This window comes from Nitrosomonas communis (assembly GCF_900114745.1).
In the GTDB taxonomy this organism is placed as follows: Bacteria; Pseudomonadota; Gammaproteobacteria; order Burkholderiales; family Nitrosomonadaceae; genus Nitrosomonas; species Nitrosomonas communis_A.
On the sequence record NZ_FOUB01000004.1, the window covers coordinates 41,263 to 64,868 of the forward strand.

25 protein-coding genes and 4 pseudogenes are annotated in these 23,606 nt (G+C 45.5%); 12 read left to right on the forward strand and 17 right to left on the reverse strand.

Annotated elements, in window-relative coordinates:
• Positions 1 to 720: 720 nt before the first annotated feature.
• Entirely contained in the window at positions 721 to 975 is a 255-nt protein-coding gene (locus BM122_RS02740; protein ID WP_074903441.1) for an SPFH domain-containing protein, read from the forward strand.
• A 21-nt stretch (positions 976 to 996) separates the two neighbouring features.
• Here the strand turns inward: BM122_RS02740 and BM122_RS02745 are convergent, their stop codons facing one another.
• On the reverse strand, positions 997 to 1,593 hold the full coding sequence (locus BM122_RS02745) for an HNH endonuclease family protein (protein ID WP_074903443.1): 597 nt from the start codon (positions 1,591 to 1,593) through the stop codon (positions 997 to 999).
• 206 nt (positions 1,594 to 1,799) lie between these two features.
• Between BM122_RS02745 and BM122_RS02750 the strand changes: the two genes are divergently transcribed.
• Together BM122_RS02750 and eutC are read left to right on the forward strand one after the other, a co-directional pair.
• Positions 1,800 to 3,269, forward strand: a complete 1,470-nt coding sequence (locus BM122_RS02750) for an ethanolamine ammonia-lyase subunit EutB (RefSeq protein WP_305728203.1) — start codon at positions 1,800 to 1,802, stop codon at positions 3,267 to 3,269.
• Positions 3,256 to 4,059, forward strand: coding sequence for an ethanolamine ammonia-lyase subunit EutC (eutC, locus tag BM122_RS02755; protein WP_074903445.1), 804 nt, complete (start codon positions 3,256 to 3,258; stop codon positions 4,057 to 4,059). The genes BM122_RS02750 and eutC overlap by 14 nt, the downstream gene beginning before the upstream one ends.
• Positions 4,060 to 4,130: 71 nt before the next feature.
• Here the strand turns inward: eutC and BM122_RS02760 are convergent, their stop codons facing one another.
• Positions 4,131 to 4,406 (reverse strand): hypothetical protein, encoded by a 276-nt coding sequence (locus BM122_RS02760; protein ID WP_074903446.1) that lies wholly within the window; start codon positions 4,404 to 4,406, stop codon positions 4,131 to 4,133.
• 279 nt (positions 4,407 to 4,685) lie between these two features.
• Between BM122_RS02760 and BM122_RS02765 the strand changes: the two genes are divergently transcribed.
• Complete coding sequence (locus BM122_RS02765; protein ID WP_074903448.1) at positions 4,686 to 5,066, forward strand: sensory rhodopsin transducer; 381 nt, start codon at positions 4,686 to 4,688, stop codon at positions 5,064 to 5,066.
• A gap of 208 nt (positions 5,067 to 5,274) precedes the next feature.
• Here BM122_RS02765 and BM122_RS02770 read toward each other — a convergent pair whose 3' ends face one another.
• The 5 genes from BM122_RS02770 to BM122_RS22140 form a co-directional block, all read right to left on the reverse strand.
• Positions 5,275 to 5,745 (reverse strand): DUF2721 domain-containing protein, encoded by a 471-nt coding sequence (locus BM122_RS02770; RefSeq protein WP_052752268.1) that lies wholly within the window; start codon positions 5,743 to 5,745, stop codon positions 5,275 to 5,277.
• A 5-nt stretch (positions 5,746 to 5,750) separates the two neighbouring features.
• Complete coding sequence (locus BM122_RS02775) at positions 5,751 to 6,128, reverse strand: sensory rhodopsin transducer (RefSeq protein WP_074903450.1); 378 nt, start codon at positions 6,126 to 6,128, stop codon at positions 5,751 to 5,753.
• A complete protein-coding gene (locus BM122_RS02780; protein WP_074903452.1) occupies positions 6,128 to 7,318 on the reverse strand; it encodes a D-arabinono-1,4-lactone oxidase in 1,191 nt (396 codons plus the stop codon). Before BM122_RS02780 ends, BM122_RS02775 begins: the two co-directional genes overlap by 1 nt.
• Before the next feature lie 63 nt (positions 7,319 to 7,381).
• Complete coding sequence (locus tag BM122_RS02785; protein ID WP_074903454.1) at positions 7,382 to 8,347, reverse strand: TIGR03885 family FMN-dependent LLM class oxidoreductase; 966 nt, start codon at positions 8,345 to 8,347, stop codon at positions 7,382 to 7,384.
• A gap of 373 nt (positions 8,348 to 8,720) precedes the next feature.
• Entirely contained in the window at positions 8,721 to 8,960 is a 240-nt protein-coding gene (locus tag BM122_RS22140; protein ID WP_143083290.1) for a hypothetical protein, read from the reverse strand.
• A 658-nt stretch (positions 8,961 to 9,618) separates the two neighbouring features.
• Here BM122_RS22140 and BM122_RS02790 point away from each other — a divergent pair.
• Positions 9,619 to 10,032 (forward strand): CopD family protein, encoded by a 414-nt coding sequence (locus BM122_RS02790; protein WP_074903455.1) that lies wholly within the window; start codon positions 9,619 to 9,621, stop codon positions 10,030 to 10,032.
• A 45-nt stretch (positions 10,033 to 10,077) separates the two neighbouring features.
• Here the strand turns inward: BM122_RS02790 and BM122_RS02795 are convergent, their stop codons facing one another.
• A complete protein-coding gene (locus tag BM122_RS02795; protein ID WP_074903457.1) occupies positions 10,078 to 10,530 on the reverse strand; it encodes a DUF2231 domain-containing protein in 453 nt (150 codons plus the stop codon).
• Between BM122_RS02795 and coxB the strand changes: the two genes are divergently transcribed.
• Genes coxB through BM122_RS02815 form a run of 4 tightly spaced genes read left to right on the forward strand, consistent with a single transcriptional unit; the run spans position 10,486 to position 14,932 of the window.
• Positions 10,486 to 11,274 carry a cytochrome c oxidase subunit II gene (coxB, locus tag BM122_RS02800; protein ID WP_218151969.1) on the forward strand — a complete coding sequence of 263 codons (789 nt, stop codon included), beginning with the start codon at positions 10,486 to 10,488 and terminating at the stop codon, positions 11,272 to 11,274. The genes BM122_RS02795 and coxB overlap by 45 nt on opposite strands.
• Positions 11,267 to 13,783, forward strand: a complete 2,517-nt coding sequence (gene ctaD / locus BM122_RS02805; protein WP_074903459.1) for a cytochrome c oxidase subunit I — start codon at positions 11,267 to 11,269, stop codon at positions 13,781 to 13,783. Before coxB ends, ctaD begins: the two co-directional genes overlap by 8 nt.
• Before the next feature lies 1 nt (position 13,784).
• Positions 13,785 to 14,135, forward strand: a complete 351-nt coding sequence (locus tag BM122_RS02810; protein ID WP_074903461.1) for a hypothetical protein — start codon at positions 13,785 to 13,787, stop codon at positions 14,133 to 14,135.
• Positions 14,126 to 14,932, forward strand: a complete 807-nt coding sequence (locus BM122_RS02815; RefSeq protein ID WP_074903463.1) for a cytochrome c oxidase assembly protein — start codon at positions 14,126 to 14,128, stop codon at positions 14,930 to 14,932. The genes BM122_RS02810 and BM122_RS02815 overlap by 10 nt, the downstream gene beginning before the upstream one ends.
• A 340-nt stretch (positions 14,933 to 15,272) precedes the next feature.
• Here BM122_RS02815 and BM122_RS22145 read toward each other — a convergent pair whose 3' ends face one another.
• From BM122_RS22145 to BM122_RS02830, 4 genes and pseudogenes are all read right to left on the reverse strand, one after another.
• Complete coding sequence (locus BM122_RS22145; RefSeq protein WP_074903464.1) at positions 15,273 to 15,557, reverse strand: hypothetical protein; 285 nt, start codon at positions 15,555 to 15,557, stop codon at positions 15,273 to 15,275.
• Between the two features lie 172 nt (positions 15,558 to 15,729).
• The gene (locus tag BM122_RS22150; protein ID WP_177198029.1) at positions 15,730 to 15,870 is read right to left on the reverse strand and encodes a CBS domain-containing protein; all 141 of its coding nucleotides are present in this window, start codon (positions 15,868 to 15,870) and stop codon (positions 15,730 to 15,732) included.
• Positions 15,857 to 16,108: pseudogene (locus tag BM122_RS02825) on the reverse strand (CBS domain-containing protein); the annotation flags it as partial. The pseudogene BM122_RS02825 and the gene BM122_RS22150, both read right to left, overlap by 14 nt.
• Positions 16,109 to 16,519: 411 nt before the next feature.
• Complete coding sequence (locus tag BM122_RS02830; protein ID WP_074903468.1) at positions 16,520 to 16,750, reverse strand: hypothetical protein; 231 nt, start codon at positions 16,748 to 16,750, stop codon at positions 16,520 to 16,522.
• A gap of 108 nt (positions 16,751 to 16,858) precedes the next feature.
• On the opposite strand from BM122_RS02830, the gene BM122_RS02835 reads away from it, so the two are divergent.
• Positions 16,859 to 17,221: a group II intron maturase-specific domain-containing protein gene (locus BM122_RS02835; RefSeq protein WP_177198030.1), complete on the forward strand. Its 363-nt coding sequence runs from the start codon at positions 16,859 to 16,861 to the stop codon at positions 17,219 to 17,221.
• Between the two features lie 361 nt (positions 17,222 to 17,582).
• Positions 17,583 to 17,825 (forward strand): annotated as a pseudogene (tnpA, locus tag BM122_RS02840) (IS200/IS605 family transposase); the annotation flags it as partial.
• Between the two features lie 56 nt (positions 17,826 to 17,881).
• On the opposite strand, the pseudogene BM122_RS02845 reads toward tnpA, so the two are convergent.
• The 4 genes and pseudogenes from BM122_RS02845 to BM122_RS26510 form a co-directional block, all read right to left on the reverse strand.
• A pseudogene (locus tag BM122_RS02845) lies at positions 17,882 to 19,112 on the reverse strand (ISL3 family transposase).
• Between the two features lie 553 nt (positions 19,113 to 19,665).
• Positions 19,666 to 19,878, reverse strand: a complete 213-nt coding sequence (locus tag BM122_RS02850) for an alkylphosphonate utilization protein (RefSeq protein ID WP_074903472.1) — start codon at positions 19,876 to 19,878, stop codon at positions 19,666 to 19,668.
• A gap of 87 nt (positions 19,879 to 19,965) precedes the next feature.
• Complete coding sequence (locus tag BM122_RS02855) at positions 19,966 to 20,391, reverse strand: DUF2267 domain-containing protein (protein ID WP_074903473.1); 426 nt, start codon at positions 20,389 to 20,391, stop codon at positions 19,966 to 19,968.
• A 574-nt stretch (positions 20,392 to 20,965) separates the two neighbouring features.
• Positions 20,966 to 21,841: pseudogene (locus BM122_RS26510) on the reverse strand (IS982 family transposase).
• Here BM122_RS26510 and BM122_RS25810 point away from each other — a divergent pair.
• Entirely contained in the window at positions 21,773 to 21,934 is a 162-nt protein-coding gene (locus BM122_RS25810) for a hypothetical protein (protein WP_143083294.1), read from the forward strand. The pseudogene BM122_RS26510 and the gene BM122_RS25810 overlap by 69 nt on opposite strands.
• Here the strand turns inward: BM122_RS25810 and BM122_RS02870 are convergent.
• A complete protein-coding gene (locus BM122_RS02870; RefSeq protein WP_074903476.1) occupies positions 21,883 to 23,562 on the reverse strand; it encodes an alpha-amylase family protein in 1,680 nt (559 codons plus the stop codon). The genes BM122_RS25810 and BM122_RS02870 overlap by 52 nt on opposite strands.
• Between the last annotated feature and the right edge of the window lie 44 nt (positions 23,563 to 23,606).

Here is a 23,606-nt window from a genome sequence, read left to right on the forward strand (position 1 = left end):
TTTAATGACTGAAACAAAAAAAGTTAATTATTTTCAAAGATTAAAACAATTTATAATCTGCAGTTCTGTCCTCGAAAGAAGAAGCGATTTTCGGGCAAAGTTATCCCTGATAATTGCAGATTTATAAATAATAAACTTAAACAATAATTCATTTTTTTTGCGAAAATAGGAATTTTAACAAATCACCGAAGAAAAATTCGGCTTTGTCCTTTCGAATATATAGGAAAAATAGACGTTCTTTTTAATAACAACCGAATGTGCGGGAAACGGTTTGATCGTCAACCGAACGGAAAGTCATCTGAAATTGGCAAAATTTGTGTTCGATCAGTCACAAAAAGTGTTGGATTGGGGCTCTTTTTTGCTATTTGCATGAAAGACGCCCAGGGGGTAGGTCAGCTTAATCATGAAGAGAGCTGTAAAAGCTGAGCTGCGATTTAGATAGTCTCGAATGGATCAAAGACCTGAACAGGTGCTCTGGGTGGTGCCCGAGAGGACAAGCCGAGATGATCAAGAGTTTTGGTGATCGCAGCTTTCTCCAGGATGGCGGCGATGATTTTGTTTTAACGTCACGCGTCCGTTTTCAGGGTATCGACTTCTCGGGCCAGGCCTTGATCTGCTAATTAACTCTGGCGAAAAAGGCGATTATTTCCCTTTTTCGCTAGCGCTGCCAGCAATTAAACAAGTAGCAAGCCGAGCCCGGAATTCATCAATGAAGATGAGTTGATCGCATCGACCGCTTACAAGCGTGTTCAAGAAATTCGTGGTGAAGCGGATGCCAAAGCGTCCGAAATCTACGCCGAGGCTTATGCGCAAAAACCTGAAGCAGCCGAATTTTATAAATTCATCAAGAGCATGGAAACCTACCGCAAGATTGAAAATGGCGATGCTACCCTGGTGCTTTCAACCGATAGTGAGCTGTTTGCATTGCTTAAACGAATCGAACAGAAAGAGCAGAAAGAGAAGAAAGAGCATTAAATCAATGAGTGAATCTGACTGCTAATGGCAGGTTTTGGCTAATGAGTTCAAGGCAGCTTGTTCTTGTTGAGTAGAGATCAATTGGTATTTATGCTTAATATGCTTCCATCGCTTGCCATATTCACACCAATAGGCTTTGCGAGGGGGCAACCATTCATGGGGCGCTTTATCTGATTTGGCATGATTAGTTTTGTCGCTTACCACAACAAGATTGTCGAAGTCATTCGCAAATGCTCTACGCTGCTTTTTTGTCCAGCTATCGGCGCCATGCCGGTGGGCATGCGCGAGGGGCACAATATGATCGATATCGACCTCTGAGGCTTGGGTAAATATTTTGCCGGTATAGACACCGAACCACTTCCCGGCTATAACCGTGCAGCGACGGGAATCTTTGAATTTAACAGGGGCTGTACTCGTCGCAATCAGTAATTCTTGTCGTGTATTCTGGCAATCACCATCTGCGTCGATCCAGTGCGGCCAATCTTTGCGGTTATAGGGTTTGCTAGTGAGCGGAGTATCCACTTTTGGGGGGTAACGCCCGATCTGTTTATCTGTGGCGCAACCATGAAGCACAACCAAAGTAGCGATAAGCAGGAGGAATAGAAAAACATTTCTCATGAATCAAATTGACTTAATTTTAGGGGGAGCTATTTTGAGGGATTGGATGAGATTTGACTAGAATTTAACTGCTAATTACATTTCACAATCAAACCCTGACTTTGTCGGTTCACCTTGCTGATGATTGTGATTGTCTGCGGCTCGCCTTCGCGTCAAGTTTGATTGGGAAATGGAGTAAAGGGGAAGTAAAGGGGAAGAGGCGGCGGTTGGATAGGCTATCAGCTCGTGTTACACTGAAAAAAAACCTCATTGAGCTATTTATGGTCTACCGCTTCAGCATAGGCGCATTTCGCTATCAATTTAATGGTTTGAAAGATCTGCTCGCTAAGGCATCTCCCGCTCGTTCGGGTGATTGCCTGGCAGGAGTTGCTGCTGAGACTTATGCGGAGCGAGTGGCGGCACGAATGTGTTTAGCGGAAGTACCCTTAACACGCTTTCTGGAGGAATTGCTGATTCCTTATGAAGAGGATGAAGTGACGCGCTTAATCATTGATACGCATGATAAGCAGGCGTTTAGCGAGATCAGCCATCTGACGGTGGGTGATTTTCGCGACTGGCTGCTTATAGACAGTACTGATTTCGTCATTTTAAAGCGTGTGGCAGCAGGCATTACCCCGGAAATGGCCGCTGCTGTGTGTAAGCTGATGCGCAATCAGGATTTGATTTTAGTGGCGAAGAAATGCCAGGTGATTACCGCCTTCCGCGACACGATTGGCCTGCCTGGCCGTCTTTCTGTACGCTTGCAGCCTAACCATCCCACTGATGATGTGCGTGGCATTGCTGCTTCTATTCTTGATGGCTTGTTATACGGTTCAGGTGATGCCGTCATTGGCATTAATCCGTCATCGGACAGTTTGTTGGCTATGAGGGATCTGTACTATTTGGTAGATGAGATCATTCAACGCTACGACATTCCCACACAATCCTGCATTCTTACTCATGTTACCAATCAGATTCAGTTAATTGAAAAAAATATACCGGTCGATCTGGTCTTTCAGTCGATTGCAGGGACTGAAAAGGCGAACAAGCATTTTGGCATTGATCTCTCGTTGCTGCATGAAGCCAGATCGGCCGCACTCTCTCTTAACCGTGGTACTGTCGGTAATAATGTCATGTATTTTGAGACAGGGCAGGGATCAGCACTATCGGCCGATGCCAATTTCGGAATAGATCAGCAGACGTGTGAGGCACGAGCTTATGCGGTTGCGCGTCATTTCTCTCCCTTGCTGACCAATACGGTCGTTGGCTTTATCGGACCGGAGTATTTATACGATGGGAAGCAACTCATTCGTGCGGGGCTGGAGGACCATCTTTGTGGGAAATTGTTGGGGGTACCACTGGGCTGCGATGTTTGCTACACGAATCATGCCGAAATTGATCAGGATGATGTGGATACCTTAATGACTTTACTTGCTGCGGCGGGTGTCACTTTCATCATGGGCGTTCCCGGTGCGGATGACATCATGCTTAATTATCAGTCTACCTCTTTCCATGATGCGCTTTATTTACGTAAGGTGATGGGGCTGGGTGTGGCTCCAGAGTTCGAACAGTGGCTGAAGCGTGTGAATATTATGAATGATCAAGGTGAGATCCAGCCGGTGGAACCGGCACATCCTCTATTACAAGGGATACCTGAGCATTTATTGACTTTTAAAACGCCCAATGAGAAAGCCTGATAAACCCATCCTGAGCAGAGATCCCTGGCAACAGTTAAAGAGGTTTACTCGCGCACGGATTGCCTTGGGAAGGGCTGGCAGCAGTCTGCCAACAAGAGAGTTACTGGATTTTACTTTATCGCATGCCATGGCGAGAGATGCGGTCCATCTGGCTTTGAATGAGACAGCTCTTGCGCAGGAGTTAGAAGAGCAGGGGTTCTCTACTCAGCTGGTACATAGCAAAGCATTTGATCGCATGAGTTATTTATTACGACCAGATTATGGACGGCAGCTAAATGAGCAAAGCAGACGGCAGTTACAGGCCATCAAACCTGTCATTCCATCTGGTGCAGTTAATTTGGTTATTGTCGTTGGCGATGGATTATCCTCATTGGCTATTGAGCGCCATGCCAAGCCATTGCTTATCGAAATAAAAAAGAATATTCCTGAGCAATGGAAACTGGGTCCTGTTGTGATTGCCTCACAGGCACGTGTCGCATTGGCTGATGAAATTGGGGAGTTGCTGGCGGCTGATATCGTTGCCATACTGATTGGGGAACGTCCAGGATTGAGATCACCTGACAGCTTGAGCATTTATATAACTTATGCGCCCAGGGTTGGTTGTAGTGATGCAGACCGGAACTGTATTTCTAATATTTGTTCCGAGGGGTTATCTTATGTCACTGCCGCAAAGAAACTACTCTGGTTGGCAAAAGAAGCTATACGGCGAAAGCTGTCCGGCGTAGCGCTAAAAGATGAAGGTGGTTTGCAAGAAATCGCAGTTATTGACCAGCATAGAAAACTGCTTTAACTGTCCCTATCTAAAAATATTTATTATTTAAGGAAAACTTAACAAAAGCTTATTTCGAAAACAGTTACTCATTATTTTTTACCGGCACGATCTTTCATGGTAGGCTCTTCAGGAATATTCTTGCGAGGCAGTGAATTTTCTGGAATGGCTTGTTCAAAAGGAATATCTTTATTAGGTTCTCGCTCAGGAGGATTTTCAACAGGATCTCTTCTCGGGAGATCCTGTTGAGGAGGTTCCTTTTGAGGAGGTTCCTTTTGAGGCGGGTTGTCTTTAGGAATAGGGGGAAAAGTTGATTCTACACAAGGTGCATTATCACCTGGTCCGATGTCGATATTTCTTTTAGGCATGTTTGCTCCTTCAAGGAGTTACTTGTATCTGTAGTACAGCTACTATCATGAGAACAGTGTTTTTATGTAAATCATGATAGTGAATATCTATTACTTAGTCAGTTCGTTATCACACATTAAATATTGATAGTTATTTCTATCATTACTCATCTTTGTTAAGTTCAGATGGAAGCATGAAGTAATTTTGCCATTGATACCGTGCACCATGCTTTTAAACTATTTGGCATCAGCCAAAGGGATAACATAGAATATGTTATGAAAAAATAGAAAACGCTTAATATGAATTCACCTATTGGACATAAGATCTGGGCTATTCCGGAAGGATATATACCTTCACAAAGTACCGGACCTGACCCGGAATTTACCAGTCATGAGACCGCTTGCATTTTGAATACCGGAGATAGTGAAGCGAATATCGAAATAACCATATACTTTACTGATAAAGATCCGGTTGGTCCTTACAAGTTGAAAGTGCCGGCAAGGCGCACCCTGCATTTAAGGTTCAATAATTTAAAAGATCCTCAAGAGATTCCGCGAGATACTGATTATGCAAGTGTTATCAGATCGGATGTTCCTATTGTGGTTCAACATACACGTTTGGATTCTCGACAAGCAGAAAATGCATTATTAACGACTATTGCTTATTCAGTGAATGAATGAATCACTAAGATGATTTTTATGGATTGTCCTATCTAGTTCCATTTCCAAATCAAAACTAACTTTGTCGGCTTTACCTTGCCGTATTATTTATACTGTCTACGGTTCGTCTTCGTGTCATTTTTGATTGGGAATGGAATAACCATTAATAACAGGCGACTGTAGAAATTATCATATCCTGTATGTTACAGATAATTTAGCGATCAGATGCTTAATCTATCGTTAATCTGAATTTCATTTCATCATGGACAGCGCTAAGAGCCAGCCTTGTTTCCATAACCAGGAAGAAACTTGCACAAAGCAGCATCATAATACCTATTATAAAGAATGAAATTAAAATCCAAGATCTGATCCAGTTCAAAATTTCAAATATACCGATAAGCAAACTGGTGGCAATAAAAAAAAATAATGAGATATAGAGAAGTGTCATTGCACGCTGCAATAAAATAGATCTCTTTGCTGCTTTCTCCAATTGCCGGAACAGCATTCGTTGTTCCGGCTCCGGCGCTGATTTATTTCCTTGTTTTATTTCTTTGAATTCAAAAGATATTTTCCTTGTTCTGTCAATGCTCCTATTGAGCCTTTGAGAAGTAGTCAATAAAAGTGACCCGCAGGCAAGAATTAATACTGCGGGAGTGATCATGGCGGTAAGGACAGTTACGCTAACTGAAACTTCTTCCATATTTATCAGCCATCGGTTCCATAAGTCATTGTTCCCATAATTGCTACACTTCTATGTCCTGTATTCATTCGCAGAAATTGAACAATAACCTCATGCTCTGCTTCAATTACCAGTGCATAGTCTGTTGCAAGGAAAACAGGAAAAGGATCGATCAGATCATTGATGCGAATTTTCCTTAAGCGCTGACCTTTGATTTCTAGAATATAATTTTCTATCGGCTCCTGATCAGGATGGTATACAGTTAACTTTAATTTCACTGTACTCATGCCTGTATTCAATATGGCTATTCTATCCTGGCTTAAAAAGTCAGGTTCTTTCCCCGTAGTTTGTAATGGAATATGTCCTGCCGGGATTACCCATTTCTTTTTGCCTATCGCTTGCATCACAGATTAAAAATTTGCTTTTGTAAGTATCTGTTTATAAATATCCCTCTCGGATCCATTTTTTTTCTTATCTCTAAAAAATCATTCCATCTCGGATAACACTGGCTGATTTCCTCGCTTTCTAAATTATGCTTTTTACCCCAGTGAGGTCGTCCATCAAAGCTTCTGAAAACGGCTTCAATCGTTCTGAAATATTCTTCAAAAGGAGCGCCGGCATTTTGATGTAAAGAAATAGTAGCTGTATCTCGTCCGAAGCAAGGACTAAGATAAAAATCATCTGCTTTTATCGTTCTGTAAAGAACTCGCCAGGCAACGATTTTTCTGAACTTAGCCTTGATTATTTTTCGTATTTCTTTGAAGCATTCCGGACCAGCTTCGAGGGGAAGTGCATATTCTATTTCATCAAATCTTAAATCTCGTTGCTTAGGAAGAACATCAATAGCCCAACCTGATTTCTCTTCTACACATTTTGCATAGGCCAGCTTTTGTAATCCCTTGCCCGGCTCATTAAGAATACGTAATTTCGCCAGATCATTACGTGGATACCAGTAAAAATCAAAATTACGATTTTCATTGATGAGCTCTACAAGATGTTCAAGACAATCCTCAATATGCGTACACCATTCTTTTCTTATGAGTTGGAAAGCAGGTAAAAGCTTGAGTTTCATTTGGGTGATGATCCCAAATGTGCCCAGAGATACGCGCAATGCATCAAAGAGCTCTTTCCCGTGCTGATCTTCAGTAAATTCTTTTATTTGCCCATCAGAACAAATCATCCTACAACCAACCAACATTGAAGAAAGGTTCTTCAATGTTATTCCTGAGCCATGAGTTCCGGTACTGATTGCGCCAGCAATATATTGAATGTCTACATCACCGGTATTATGAAATGATAAGCCATGGTCAAGTAATCTGCTTCCCCCCTCTTTTACAGTCAGCCCGGCTCCTATCCATGCAGTTGAATTTTCCTTATCTATATTATCAACTGATCTAAAATGTTTAAGAGAAAGAAGATTTTCATCTGTAGCCACTAGAGGAGAGGAGGAATGTCCTGCTCCCAGCACCCTGATTTTTTGGTTATTTTTTAAAATAGTCTCAACAACTTCCAATAACTCCTGTTCACTGGCAGGCTCAATAATTTTGCCTGGATTAAATTTTAGACTTCCCGACCAGTTTGACCATGTATTCATGTAATCTTAAATATTAGCCCGACTTTTTTATAAGATTGGGTTAAAAGTTAATAATGATGGAAATCATAAGCTTTTGAGTTCAGGGATAACTTTTTCAGCAAACACTTCTAAGAACTGCTCCTGTTTTTTATTCACATTATGAAGAATCAGATCAGAAAACCCCATATTTCTATATCTTATGAGCCATTCAATATGTTGATCTGGCTCATCTGAGACATTTACCATCTTTTTTAATTCTTCAGGCTTAACATGCTGGGCCGCTTGTTCAAATTGTTGAGGATTTCGGAGCTGAGACTGCAAATCACTAGCAAAAATGTTTGTTCTCCATTGTTGGTGCGCCCCTTGCAAAGCATCATCAAATTTTTTGTCATACGACAGCTGTACTTTTAGCTTGATGGGTTTATTTTCTCCTCCATTTTCTTTCCATGCATCTACTATTTCTTTCAGTCTTTCCTCTGGTTGAGAAATAGTAATTAAGCTATCAGCCCATGAGGCCATCCATTTTGCGGTCTCGGGTGTTAAGGCAGCACCTGTTACCGGCATTTTTGATTTTGGAGTGGTATATAAGGTAGCTTCCACTACCTTTATGGGTTCTTTAGTTGTGACTGTTTCACTCCTCCATAATGCTCTCATAATATCCACAGAAGCTTTTAATCGCTCATTTCTTTCAGGTTTGGTTGGCCAGTACTCACCTAAAATAGATTCGTTAAGTGCCTGACCACTTCCTACTGCAATCCAGAATCGTTGTGGGAACATTTCATCCAAGGTGGCTGCGGCCTGAGCAATTATTGCCGGATGGTAGCGGAAGAATGGACAAGTAACTATTCCAAAATTAAGATCCGTCTGGCTTAAAGCTGCTCCCAGCCATGACCAGGCATAACCACTGTGACCCTGATCAAAATTCCATGGAGAAAAATGATCTGAAGACAACCCAAATGAAAAACCAGCCTCAGCGGCTTTTTTGGCTAATTTAAGTAATTCTCCAGGTGAAAATTGTTCATGGGATATGTGATAGCCAAGGTTTAGCATATTATTTGCATTAAACGAGTATTAGTTTTTTCTTGGAAATATCTGTATCTATCTAAAACTATATGAGTTTAGATTGAATTCACTCAAGCTTATTTCATCCCCATACTGCTCATCCTCAAATATTGGAATTATCCTAAAGGGGATAATATCTGTTGTAAAGCTGGTTTTTACCTTATCTGAGGGCAAATTATAGACTACCACAAGTAAGGTAAGGCTTCTTTATATATGAAAAACCATGCTGTAACCTTTTCGCTATCAGATTGCATTACATCTGAATTTCTCTCGCTGATAATAGAATTTTGCTTTCTGATCTTTATTAGATGGCAGAAAAAATTTAGAAAAGAATCGGGATGATTTTGCTGATCAAGAACATTTACTTTTCTATAACTGAGTCCTCCCTCAGAAATAACAGGGCGGTAAATTTTTCATAGGAACAGGTTGAAAAGCTTGCATTGGCTTCATCAGACCATTGCATAGGGGTTCTTACGCTATTTCCAAGGAAAAATAAACGCTCTGTTTCCCCGTTTAATAACAACCGAATGTAGGGGAAACGGTTTGATCGCCAACTGAACGGAAAGTCATCCGAAATTGGCAAAACAACTGTCTGCGCCATGCGCAGCCCACCGCACGAAGGACAGAATGCCCGTCGATTTCAGGAAAAGGCGGTCAGTTTTTCATGGGTGCAGTCAGTACATCGCGGGCGCAAAAACCATGAGGGTAAATTTTGACCTAAGAGATTGAGTGTATTGAACCTGAATTACTCAGTTAATCGTTGACTCTTGTTGTTAACATTATCAATATTCTAACTTTTACAACAATTTCTATTCTTATCTTTTGGGTGTTACCGCTCTAGAGCGGATTGCATGATTTTACGGGCACATGACTGTGTTGCAGCACCTTGAAATAGAATGACTATTCCGCATCGTTGTGCCTTGACCTGTACCCCTAAAACTGCACACTCTACCTCGCCCAATTGTAGAACACAGGTTGAAAGATTTAATATCAGTTCCGTCTGAATTGGAGGTAGTCAAGCCTGTTCAACTTTCGGCAAGCCTGTTGTGAACAGATTATAAATTAAGCAAGTTGGTGAACCGCTAGCGAACACATGACCAGAATCCAATTATATTGACAATGAATGTCTATTGGTCGACACTTTAAAGCACCGATGTACAAAATGTTGTAGTGCCAATTGCTTTTTACATCGGTAAAGCAGCAAACACAGATAAGTATTACTTCCCCGATTCACAAATATCGAAAGGAAAAGGGAAATTATGGTCTGGCTTTTGCTATTACACATTGTTGCCGTGTTATGTTGGTGCGCGTCATTGCTGTATCTGCCCGCATTAATAGTCAGTTCGGCATCTCAACAATCTACCAGCGTTCAGCAGCGCCTTATGGACGTAGTGGTTATAATCTACAAGTTATTCACGACACCCGCTGCGTTGATTGCGATTATCTCTGGCACAACCATCTTTTTGCTAGAGGAAATAGCAGATTCCTGGCTGATACTTAAGCTTACGCTGGTCTTTTTCTTGGTTTTGTGCCATGCCTTCAGCGGTTGGATTATTTTGCATAATCAGCAGGCATCCTACAAAAAAGTAATTCTATCTTGCCTATTTCTAGGCATAGGGATCGTGACACTGATATTAGCTATTATCTGGGTTGTGCTGACTAAACCTTTTTAGGAGTTGATCATGCGATATCTGGAGCTATTTATAGGGGATAACAAATCAGGATTTAATATTAACGCCAACGGCGTGGTGGTAAACCATTTGTCCTCCCAGAAGGCTGGTGATGGTTATCAGCACAGCTGTCAGCAACGAGATATGCAAACCCCAAGGGTCGAAGCTGCTTTCACTGCTATAACGCAGCAACCAGTTGAACGAAGCGAGTGCCAGCGTCATGATGGCCAGCAATGCATGAATCCAGGCAATAAGCAGGGAACGAATACGCGGTACAAATATCAGGTCAATCAAGCCGGCAATTCCTGCCAGCCAGCCACCCAAACTGCCCAAGCCAGCCAGCCACAGGCCTACACGTATCCAGAAAGGGTCATCTGTGTACAGATAAACCAAATCGGCACCTACCAATCCAAGCAAGAAGGCAACAGGAAAATGAATCAGCATGGGATGAATTGGGTGTCCACCAATAGACATACGGCTGATAATCGGTTGTTGTGCCATGGCTATGCTCCTCGTCAAAAGTTAAGAATAAAAACGTTAACGATTAATCATAGTTTAGTGCTGTTAGAGGCGATTATCATTCTTTTTTTTCTAGTTGGCTGTAGCGGTCCCCAATCTGCCTTGAATCCTGCCGGACCCTCAGCGCATGCTATAGCCAATTTATGGTGGGGAATGCTAGGCTTTTTTGCACTAGTACTGCTGACTATAGTGGCATTATGGTTGTATGCCATGTGGCGTAAGCCAATATCAATGACTAAGGCACAAGCGCGCAAAATGTCCAGTTGGTGGATTATCGGTGGAGGGGTGGCGCTGCCCATTATTAGCATAATTACGCTATTGAGTTTTAGCATTCCGATGGGCTTTCGCATGTTACCGTTGCCGCTGGAGGAACAAACACCGTTACGCATAGAGGTGACTGCACGCCAATGGTTGTGGCAGATTCGTTATGCTGATACGCGCGTGATAACAATGAATGAGCTGCATTTGCCAGCTGGCATGCCGATTGATGTACACGTGAACAGCGCTGATGTAATTCATTCCTTCTGGGTGCCAAGATTGAGTGGCAAGATTGATGTTATTCCAGGGCGGACAAATATTTTGAGACTTCAAGCCGATGCGCCGGGGCGTTTTCGTGGACAATGCTCGGAATTTTGCGGTCGTGGTCATGCTCACATGATATTGTCAGTTGTGGTGCATACGCCCGAAGAATTTGAAGCCTGGCTGGAGGAAAAGAGCTATGAATGAGACAATTAGAAAAGATCCGGCTGCTCTTCATGACGATTTTATGAAGGTGTGGGGCAATCCGCATGGCTGGCGGGCATTGACTATTGTTAATCACACGACGATCGGTATCCGCTTTATGATCACAGGCGGGGTATTCTTTCTGATTGGTGGTTTGTTAGCCATGTTAATGCGTACCCAGTTAGCATTGCCACAGCAAGAAATCATCGGTGCCGAATTGTACAATCAATTGTTTACGATGCACGGCACCATCATGATGTTTTTATTTGTAGTGCCAATGCTCGAAGGGTTGGCACTTTATTTGATTCCCAAAATGATTGGAGCGCGTGATTTATTGTTTCCTCGGCTCAGCGCTTTTGGTTATTGGTGTTATCTATTTGGCAGCATTATTCTGCTATCGAGTTTGTTACTGGGAATCGCTCCTAATGCCGGTTGGTTCGCTTATACACCCTTAAGTAATGCCGTTTACTCACCTGGACCCAATATCGACTTTTGGTTGCTCGGCATCACTTTTGTTGAAATTTCGGCAGTGTCAGCCGGTGTCGAGTTGGTCGTATCAATTCTGCGTAGCCGTAGTCCCGGCATGAGTTTGCTGCAAATGCCGCTGTTTTGCTGGTACATTCTAATCATGGCATTTATGATTGTATTTGGTTTTCCTCCACTGATTCTTGGCAGTATCCTGCTGGAACTGGAACGTGCGGCAGGTATGCCCTTTTTTGATATCGCACGCGGGGGAGACCCCATCCTTTGGCAGCATCTATTCTGGCTATTCGGTCACCCAGAAGTTTATATTATCTTTCTTCCAGCCGCTGGAATTGTCTCCACGTTATTGCCAGTGTTTGCGGGTCGGCCTATCGTAGCTTATCGATGGGTTGTGCTGGCGGTTATCTCGACCGGTTTTCTCAGTTTCGGCCTATGGGTCCATCATATGTTTGCCATTGGGATTCCAAAACTGGCACAGGCTTTTTTCTCGGTGGCCAGCATGTTGATCGCGATCCCCACTGGGATTCAGTTTTTTGCCTGGTTAGCGACACTATGGACCGGGCGACCAGTTTATCATATTCCTATGCTCTGGCTGACTGGCTTTTTAGTTATTTTCGTGGCAGGGGGATTGACGGGTGTCATGTTAGCAGTGGTGCCATTCAATTGGCAGGTACATGACACGCATTTTGTTGTTGCTCATTTGCATTATGTGATAGTCGGCGGCGTGCTTTTTCCCTTGATAGCTGGTTTGTATTATTGGTTGCCCCATTTTTCGGGAAACATGCCATCTGATAAGTTGGCGCGCTGGGGTTTCTGGCTAACGTTTATCGGTTTCAACACGACGTTTTTAGTAATGCATTTAACCGGTTTGCTTGGTATGCCGCGACGTAATTACACCTATGATGCTAATCTAGGCTGGGATTTGCCAAATAGTATATCGTCAATGGGAGGATTTATATTTGCCATGGGGATCGCGATGATTCTGCTCGATATCCTATTGCATTTCCGTATGGGTCGCCAGGCTGGGTCAAACCCATGGCATGCTGATACATTGGAATGGGCAACCAGTACCCCACCTCAGCCTTATAATTTTATCAGCTTGCCGGATAATCCAACGCGTCACCCAATGTGGCGCAAACCTGATTTGCAAACGTCGATTGCAGAAGGTTGTCACACACTTTCCGAGATCGATCATGGACGACGTGAGACCTGGGGGTCGGATCCCATCACTGGCAAAATACGTGAAATTATCCATTTGCCCGGGAACTCCTGGTTGCCTTTTTTTACGGCTTTGGTTTTGGCAGTATTGTGCATTAGTCTTTTGCTTCGAACTTATGATTTAGCTTTGGCCGCAGTAGGGATTAGCTCGATATTATTGCTGCGCTGGTCCTGGATAAACGGTGCACATCCCGGCGCAGCGCCTGATGCCACTGTTGTGCCTGGTTACCCACCTTTACATTCACGTACCTTTGATAGCCCTGGTTTATGGGGCATGATCGTAACGCTGCTGGCCGATGGTGCACTGTTTTTATCCTTGTTATTCGGCTGGTTCTTTTTGATGATCATCGCACCGCATTGGCGAGCACCCGAGGTACCACCACTGCCCTGGTTGCCGTTATTAATAACTGGCGGAGTGCTGACGGGTGCTGCGATCTGGTATAAACGCCTGTTGCAAAGATTGCGTGAGGGAGAGGGGAGGCGCCTTCAAAGTCAACTATGGGGTATCGCCTTAATTGGCTTTGTGCACTGTTTTCAGTTAATTGGAATTTGGACAAATTCAACTTTGACAATAACACAAACTGCGCATGATGCAGTTATTACTGTCATCTTGATGTATCTTCTATTTCACAGCACACTTGCAGCCATCATGACAGTATTACAAGCAAGGCGAGTCGCTTATGGCTATGTCGGAAAAACTGTCCCGTATGAAGTTGCAGTGGTGGAACCCTGGTGGCTATATACAACAAGTGTGTTCTGGTTGGGTGTTGCTGCTATCTTACTGTTACCTATGGCTTGGGGAGGGAATTGAAATGCTTTCTCCTTATCACCCTTTACAACTGGCTTTAGGATTAACGATATGGATTACCTGGTTTGCATTGATGTACGGTGCATTAGGAATCGCGTGTGAAGTAGCGCCACCACCGATTGAACAGGGCTCGTTTACCTGGATTAATGTTGCATTATTGTTGACAACGTTAGCGATTACTGGGTTACTTTTTTATTGGGCCCATCAATGCTGGCGCGCGGCGCATGTAGTAAACAAGCCAAAGGATCCATCACGCACGTTTATCGCCAATTTAGGAGCCAGTATAAATTTGGTGGGTGCAATAGCCACACTGAGTCTGGGTTTGATGGTGTTGCTATTACCGCCATGTTTGTAATATTTGTCCTGTTAGTTGCTGTGGTCCTACCGGCCAGTTCTGTAGAGGCGCATGATGGAATTAAAGGTGTAGGGGATGCGTGGCTGCCATTTACTATCAGCATGATAATGCTTATGGTTTTCTGGTGTATGTATGGTATTGGAACGCGACGCATTCCATCTCCGATTGAGCGTTGGTTAGCATTCAACGTGGCTAGCCTGGTCGCGGTTTTGACCATGCTCATTCCGTTGGGTGGCTGGGTGGAAGAGAGCTCAGCCATGCATATGATTCAACACATGCTGATTATGGCTGTGATCATGCCGCTTTATATGCTGGCACGACCATTACCCCAATGGGTGGCAGTAGGTGGATGGCCGGTTGTCTGGTTACTTAAGCCACTACTATATTTTAGCCGCTATCCAATGCATACAGCTTTTTTGCAAGGTGTCATCATCTGGTTCTGGCATACGCCCAAATTTTATAATTTAGCATTGGCAAACCCATGGTGGCATCTGATCGAACATATTTGCCTTGTGCTAGGCGCGTGTGTATTCTGGTGGTCGGTATTAAACAGGCGCACGGCGGTCACTTTATTAGCCTTGTTGTTTACCCTCATGCACACGGGCATGCTTGGTGCTTTGCTTACTTTTGCGCAAATCCCTCTTTACAATGATTCGCGAGATTTTAACGATCAACAGCTAGCTGGTCTGATCATGTGGGTACCGGCAGGCTTACCCTATCTTATTGCAGCTATCTGGTGCAGTTTGTATTGGTTCAGAAGTACTGATGGTGCGATAAACTTCTGGAGGGATTCGTAGTCTTTGAATTCTATACGCGGATGAGAAGAATCGGCTGAGACTACATCTATTAAGTGAGCAAAAACAAACAACTGATTATCAGAAAGATTGCAAGAGCCAGGTGTTGTGCTTGTTTTTTTATTTTATCACTCCATCCATGATGCTCCTTGCTGCTAACAAAACAGGTGCATATAGCCAGCGAGAAATCGCAGAGTTATATCAACAATTGCACCCAACAATGAGCAGGATTATTATTCGCAAGAATAAGAATGCTTTATTCTGAACCTGACATTTTTTTGCGGTGCCGGCGCTAAGAAGTGACCTGAGCTTTCGCGTTAAGCAACGTCTTATGAATAAATCCTTAGTCTTTATCCGACTCGCCTCCGCGCCAGTGCTTCAGCTGCAATATAAAGGCAGCCGGCACGTGAGCTATACCGAAAGAACTGATAAAGATCAGGGCTTGTTCCAGCCCCTGACTTTCAGTGTATACGAAAGCCATTACCCAGCCGAAGGCAAGGCCTAACACGATCAGGAACCCTCTCGTTATCCACCGGGTACCGGATGAGTGGGTACTTATGCGGTGGTGAGCCCATACTGCAGCGAACAGGGCTGGAAGGCACAACAGAAACAGAAATAAAGTGTTCATAGTAGGACATATAGTTAGTGAATTTGGTCAGCAGCGCTGGTAATCATACTAAATTCGCGCACAGAACCATTTAAAAAAGGACGGACATAGTCGCAAAATAGCCATAATCCCTTTCCCATATCATCTTATTTCCAATTTTTTCTTCCCTAAATTCAAAGTTATTTACGAGACTTTACAAATTTTCCATTGCCTCACCACTGACTTCTCTATTTTTATAAATAGCGCTGAGGTCTCCAAAAGAAATGATATCGACAAGGCTTTTTTCCGGCTCATTGTCAAAAACAGGCATACAACAAACTTTATTTTCCGCCATATTTTTCAGCACGTCTTCCGCTTCCCGTTCCAAAAGAATATAAGATTTCAGGTGTTGTGCATCCGCCCGCTGTCATTTCTGCAGGAGCTTTATCTTTTGCTACGCAACGCATAACGATATTCCGATCAGTAATGAGACCGACCAATTTATTATTCTCACCAACTAGAACAGAAACGCAATCATGTTCTTCCATTAGCTTTGCGACCTTTATTAATGAGGTATCAGGTGAAACATATTGAACGTTTTTGGTGTCTTTCCTTTAATTTGTGATAGGAAAAATAAACGCCCTTTCTAATAACAACCGAATGTACTGGGGAATAGCTTGATCGTCAACTGACCAGAAAGTCATTCGACACTAGCAAAATATAGCGTAACCAGTTAAGAATGATTCAGAATATATAGAATTTGAAGAGCATCTCAACGGTTTGGTTTTGTTGTTTACGCAGTATTTTGGCGTATGCCCATTTGTGCTAGATGAGACAATGAGAATACTCTTTGAATCATTTCTAACAGGTTTTGCTATATATGTTCGATCAGCCACAAAAAGTGTTGGTTGGGTTTGGGGCTCTTTTTTGTTATTTGCGTGAAAAATGCCTAGTTAGAAAGGTCAGCTCAATCATGAAGAGAGCTAGAAAATTTGGGCTGTGATTCAGATAGGCTCGAACGGATCAACGACCTGCGCGGGTGCTCTGGGCGGCGCCCGAGAGGACAAGCCGAGATGATAAAGATTTTTGGTGATCGCAACTTTCTCCAGGATGGCGACGATAATTTTGTTTGAGCGCCACGCTTTTTGAATCCGACCTGTTTGATCAAGATGATTGAGAGAGGCGCCGCAAGGGGTATCGATTGATTCGGTTTGCGGATGATTAGGTGGTGACATGTCGAACGAGGACTGAAGCACAAACAGCGCTGATTCTTGCCACCAAAGTGTTAGAGAAGTTAGGAGTGGTGCTAAACAAAGATAAAACACGAATCGTGCATGTGCGGCATGGATTCGAGTCTCTTAGCGATAAGATCAAGAGAGGGTTACGGCCTACCAGCACACAAGATCAAGAGCCAAACCCGCCAGGGGGCGCTCTATGCCTATCCTCGACAGAAATCCATTGAACATTTTAAAGAGCAGATCAGAAAGCGAACCCATCGAAAAGCACCCGTAATAACAGGGCATCTGATTGATGAAATCAATCCGGTCATTCGAGGCTGGGGTAATGATTACAAGAAGGCTCATGCCAGAGAGTTATTCAACCAGCTTGACCGATGGATTAGGAGGCGGATCTGGTCCCACCGCTACAAACTTTGGCGTAAGGCAGGCTGGAAAGTATTACCGGAGTCCAAGTTATTCCATTTCTAAATCAAAATTGACGCGAAGGCGAGCCGCAGACAGTATAAATCATACGGCAAGGTGAAGCCGACAAAGTCAGTTTTGATTTAGAAATGGAATTACATGGTGAGCTGGGGCTTGTTAGTCATATTAAGCTAATACTTTCTTTGAACAGGCGCAATAGTGCAGCCTTGTGAAAGCTGAATGCGGGAAAACTGCACGTCCAGCTTGAGCGGCGGACGGAAGCAAGCTTTTCAGTAGGCGTCTCCTGCGACCCGACAACGAAGAAGCCTTGGAAACAAGGTTGAGCGAAGGGCTAAATAAACGAGGTAATCCCCCGGCTTTGCCGGGGGATTATTAAAGGTTTGACCGTGTGATGCGGTCACCCTGATTGTGCATTAGTATTCCGCCGAAGTACTCGGTATCCCACATAGTAGGATATATCAAAGGGAAAAGAGCGATATCGATTGCGCGGAGATTGATGGGAAAAACAAGGAATTTTACAGGTGAGAGTTTTTGGGCACGTGGTTATTTTGTATCCACGGTGGAATTAGATTAAGAGATAGTCAGAGAATATATTCGACATCAAGAGAAAGAGTATGAACACTATAACCAACTCAAGCTGGGTATATGAGGCCACCTTTAGGTGGCACCAGCTTTTTGCCCCTTTGAGGGGCTAACAAAAAGGTTCTATGTGAAATATCGTGGGTAAGTAAACCGAAGTTTTCCACATAAGAAATAAATCATATTGATGAAGTTGTTAATATTCCGATAGCCTCTGGCGCGCCGTTTGGCAAGCTGAATCTTGTTATTGATGCCTTCAAGAATGCCGTTGGTCAGACGGGATTCAACAAGGTGAATAATCCCGTTCCAATGAGAAGTGACCGTATTAGCAAAAGCCTGGAAAGCTGGAATGCCGGCTTGCTTAACCTCATTGCACCACTGCGTGAGAAAAGCGTGGGTACTGGTCTTATCCGGCATGCTCCATAGATCATTGAACAGTATTTTGAGGCGGTAGGCCTCTCCCAAGGTAGGATAGAGGCGAAGTATGTCAGTTAATTGTTGCTGTTGTGTTTCTGAGAGTGATTCGCGGTTTTTTAGAAGAGTGTATTGGTGGCCTTTAAGCGCATCGTGTTCCTTGCGTTCAGCTTTGCGCACGGCATCCATTGCTTGATTGAGCAGTTTGACGATATGGAAACGATCGAAGGTAATCTGTGCACAGGGGAAAGCATCTTTGACGCCGGCAATGAAAGCAGGCGATAAATCCATGCTGACCTGCTGAATTTGCTCTGCCTGAGCCCCTTTTGCTTGCAAATGCTCGCCAATGGCTTGAACAGCTTGTTTGCCTTTTCCTTCATTCACATAAATCACACGTTCACTTTCCATATCAACTCCCACCGTGACATAGTTGTGCCCTTTGCGCGTAGAGGTTTCATCCATACCCAGCTGGCTGATAGCAGAAGGATCATCTGCACGCAGCGCTTTGCCTACCCAATGGTTGAATATCGTCCAGATGCGTTGTGGATTGACTTGCATTAGCTCAGCAACCCGATTGACCGGCATTTCCCGTTCAATCATCGCTAAAGCCAGGGCTTCAAACAACAAGGTAAAACCACTGTTGGCGCGTGCCCACGGTACCGCTACATTAACTACCTTACCTGACGATGTGGTAATGCGGGGAACCGCGCAATGCAAATAACAAGTATGCTCAAAGAAGTTAAGGTGCTGCCATGTCCGCTCCACTGTGTCATAAACACCACAAAGATTTCCTGCCTCATCTGCAAATCGTGCCCCCTACTGCAAAACCAATCTGTAGGTGTAACTCTTTTCGCTTTGATTCAGCATGAACAAACTTTATTTCTTTAACTTCCCAAGGAGACTGAAGGCCTAAAGCCAGACTAAACAAGGTTTTATTATTCATTATTCAATAATGCCATACCCACTAAAATTCATATAGAGCCAACAAAAATAAGCCTCCGGCTTTGCCGGAGGTAATTTAACTAAGCAAAAGACAGGCCATTTTAAACATCTCTGTGGATTGGCGAGGAGTATGCTGGCGTGGGTGAGCGTTGCAACTGCGGCAATCACTCGCCCAGCGGCCACGTGAGTTTGGTGGATTCCAATCGGAAGCGTGACCGTGGGATGCAAGCTGAAACACAGGCGAAGGATAAATAGAAGGTGCTGAATGAAAATTTGATGGAAGCGTCCTTAATCGGGACAACCTGCTAAAAATAAGGCAAGGTTGAAACGGTGGGGAATATGGGTTCCATCGGATTTTGTGACAATTTAAGCCACTGGGTTCAACCGCCGGATATGAAATACGGAGTATCAGCGGAGCTAAAACCGCACGTCCGGTGGTGTGGGAGAGGTAACAGATACAATCCGTTGCCCCGACCCGATCAGAGTAATGCGGCTTACTGCGTTGCTTCAATTCAGAGACCAGTTGCCTGCACCGGACGCAGAAAAAAGTAGTATTATCGTTTCTTCACGAATACCGTCTTCAGCAGCACCATCACGCTGCTTTCCACCTTGCCCTCGATCTCCCCCGGATCATCGGTCAGACGGATGTTCTTGACCAACGTACCTCTTTTGATCTCACCGGGGAATCTTTTGACTTTCAGATCCTTGATGACCACCACCGCATCTCCGTCCTGTAGGATGTTCCCGTTGCTGCCCTTTGTTTCCATTCTTATTCTGACTTAATAACTGTTCTTTCCCTCCGGAAAGCGGAGACAAAGATAACGGAGAGGAAGGATCAGCGCGTACACTTCGGATCACTGCTGGTCTATAAGCTCACGGATCTCTTCATTGATCCCGTGCATGATGCTTTCATAGTATTCAGGGGAGAGGCGTACTTCCAACACAGTGGTTACCGCCTGCAGTCCCTTCAGGATATCGCTGCGGTCGAATTCACGCTTCTCCGACAGCTTATTGTGAATGAAATTGATGAATGCCTCCTTGCCTCTTATGGTCTGGGGCAGTTGAGAGAGATTGAGCTGGTCATAATAGATGCCCCTGATGATCACAGGCAGGGCCTGCCCCAGGCTTACTGCATCAGCCGGCTGGAGCCGGTCGCGGAGGGCATGCAGCACCACCTGGGTGATCCTGGCTGCCTTGTCCCTGGAAAAACCCGTCAGTTCAGCCACTTCATTGATAAATGCATTGCCTTCACCGGCATACTGTTCAAAATTAAAGCCCATCGTATTCTCCTTTCTTAAAGATTATTCAGCAATTCAATGTCCTTTCCATATTTGACCAGGACAACGCGAAGATTTCTTCTCACGGTCCGGCTCACCTGATCATCAGGGGACTTAAAAAAAATCCGCTGGCCGGCTTAAAAAGACCAACTATGGCATGCCGGAAGATGGAACAGCACGTGGCACCTCTTTCACAACTGCAGCAAATGGCGGCAGGGAACAACAAAAGTACCGGTCCTGTATGGGTATAACGAAGATCAGGAATGCGGCTGACCTGTATCATCAGACAGCATACAGTACTGTAGTTCCTTTGCATCGTAAACCAACACATGCTCAACACCTCAAAAATTAGCCTGTGCAACCGGCAAGATCAAAACCGGACAGCTATTATAAAAATGAGATTCAAACCAGCTATGTTGCTTCTTCTGAGCACCGCAGTATGACAGACAGCTGCTGCGAAGCCCGATCCCAATTACCTGAAGGTGCAGGAAAGCGCAGTCGTAGTACTGATGATGATGCTGATCGGTGTATAGGAAAAATAAATACCTTTTTTAACGTGAGTTCGACATAAGAATCATCACATTACGATTGGAAGAGCTTGAGGGAGTCTGATATTAAGCGAGGGTTTCTTCTCGCGAAAAGTATAAGCCACCAGCCCGGCTATCAGATTAACAAAGAAGTTAAATGGGCTACGATGACGGGAATGCTCGATTTGCGAGATGGCTCTCAATGATCATTGACGGTCTCAATGATCGAGCGTTTACGTAACAGCAGTTTGTCAAACAGCGGCAACAGCTTGTTTTTCATGTTCTTGCGTACCTTGGTGACGAGCTGCACACCTTGCTCCCGGAGTTGCTCAAAGAGCGGTTGCGAGAGTTAGCCCCGGTCACCAAAGAGCTTTCCAAATAAGGAGCGCGTCAACTCTGGTACCGGGTCACGGTCATCGACATTGCCCGCCGTGATTTTTACTGCCAGCAATTCCCCCTGGTCATTGATGACTAAGTGCAACTTGAACCCATAAAATCAATCCACACTAGTTTTTCCCCGAGCGGCAAACTCTGCCATGACTTTATGCGACCCAATGCGGCGATTGTGGCACACACTGATCTTGGTCGAATCAATGAAGCTGATCCCACTGCATTGCCCAAAGCGGCTGGCCAGAAAACAACACAAGGGCGCCAGGCTACCTTAAAGCCAACTCCACAAAGCGGTTGTAGCTCACCAACCCTGGAAAATAACCCCACTGATACCTCAACATGTAATTCAGGTAATAGGGCTTAAACGTCCGATAACCGGACAGATGAAATCCCACCATGATGGTCATGACTTCACTTAGACACAGCTCTCCTCGCCGGATGCCGAAAAACGCTGCAACAATTGCCGGCTGTTCAAAGCGCCCGCGGAGGGCGGCGAGTGCGGAACGTGCCAGCAGGTCCTTCCCGGCCCGATTCATTCGAAAGAATACTGCATCGCTTGGGCGTCGCCACGAGCTGATCACCCGTTCGTCGCTTTCCTGGTCGTCGTTCGCCCCCGGTTGATGGCGTAGTCCAGCCCGCCGACACGAAACCACCGGTAGTCGAGCGCTTCGAGGGCCATCCGGTGGATGCCGTCCTCGCCGGACTCGTGCTCCTCCTCGACAAGTAGATTCGACAGGCGCTCACCTCTCTCTACACCCGGCTCGAGCGTGATTTCGTGCGGGACCTTGTCGAAGTTGTGCACGACGATCACCGAATTGCCGCGCCAGTCGTATCGCAGGGCCAGCACATGAGGCGACCCGGTATCGAGGATCGTGCACTTTCCCCATCCGATCTCGGGACATTCCTTGCGGAGCCGGATCATCTTTGCGGTCCAGTTCAGCAGCGAGTTCGGATCGCGCCTGTGCGCTGCCACGTTGACGTGCTCGTAGCTCCAAACTCCCTCGCTGATGACCGGATGGACGAGATCGTCAGCGGTGGAGAACCCGGCGTTCAGCGTGTTCACCCATTGCATGGGCGTGCGCACAGCGTCTCGGTCTTCGAGATCGAGGTTGTCGCCCATTCCCAGTTCGTCGCCGTACCGGATCACTGGCGTGCCGGGCAGCGAAAACATGGCGCTGTAGGCCAACTCCTCGTGCCGCCGGTCGCCGAGCATTGGAGCCAGACGCCGCCGGATCCCGCGGCCGAATAGCTGCATGTGCTCCTCCGGCCCGAACTGCTCAAACACGCGCGCGCGCTGCTCATCCGTCAGCCTGGCGAGATCGAGCTCGTCGTGGTTGCGCAGGAAGTGCGCCCACTGGCCGGTCTCCGGTACGTCGGACGTCGCATCGATCGCCTCGGCCAGCGGCCCCACGTCGCCGCTGGCGAGCGCATAGAACAGGTGCTGATTGACGTAGAAGTTGAACATCATGTGGATGCGGTCCCCCTTCTCGTCGCCGAAGTACCTCCGGTTCTCCTCAGGCAGCACGTTGGCCTCTCCCAGCATGATGGCATCCCCGCTGCGCCACTGCAAGAAAGTCCGGAATTCGGTGAGGTAGTCGTACCTCTGCTCCTTCTTTCGCTTGCCGGGTTCGACACTCTCAATCACGAACGGCAGCGCATCGACGCGAAACCCTTTCACGCCGAGCTGCAGCCAGAATCCGATGATGCGACGGATCTCCTGGCGCACGGACGGATTGACCATGTTGAGATCAGGTTGAAATTTGAAGAAGCGGTGGAAGTAATATGCCTTCGCCTTCTTGTCGTAGGTCCAGGTAGCTTCCTGCTGGCCGGGAAATACCATTCCCTCGTTCCAGTCCTCCGGCCGCTTTTCCGACCAGACGTACCAGTCGCGCTTGGATGATTTCGGATCGCGCGCCTTCTGAAACCACGGGTGTTCGTCTGAGGTGTGGTTGACGACGAGGTCGATCAGCACCTTGATGCCGCGCTTCTCCGCCTGGTGCATGAATTCAACGAAATCGCCCCCGGAGCCGTGGCGGGGATCGACGCCGAAGTAATCGGTGATGTCATACCCGTTGTCTCGATTCGGTGTCGGCTGGAAGGGGGCGAGCCAGACGGCATCGACGCCAAGAAACTGCAGATAATCCAGTCGCTGGATCAATCCGTTGAAGTCGCCGACGCCGTCCCCATCGAGGTCCATGAACGTCTCGAGATCGAGACTGTAGATCACCGCATTCTTATACCAGAGGTCTTCGATCATGTCACGCGGGTCGTATATAGGAAAAAAATAAATGCCCTTTTTAA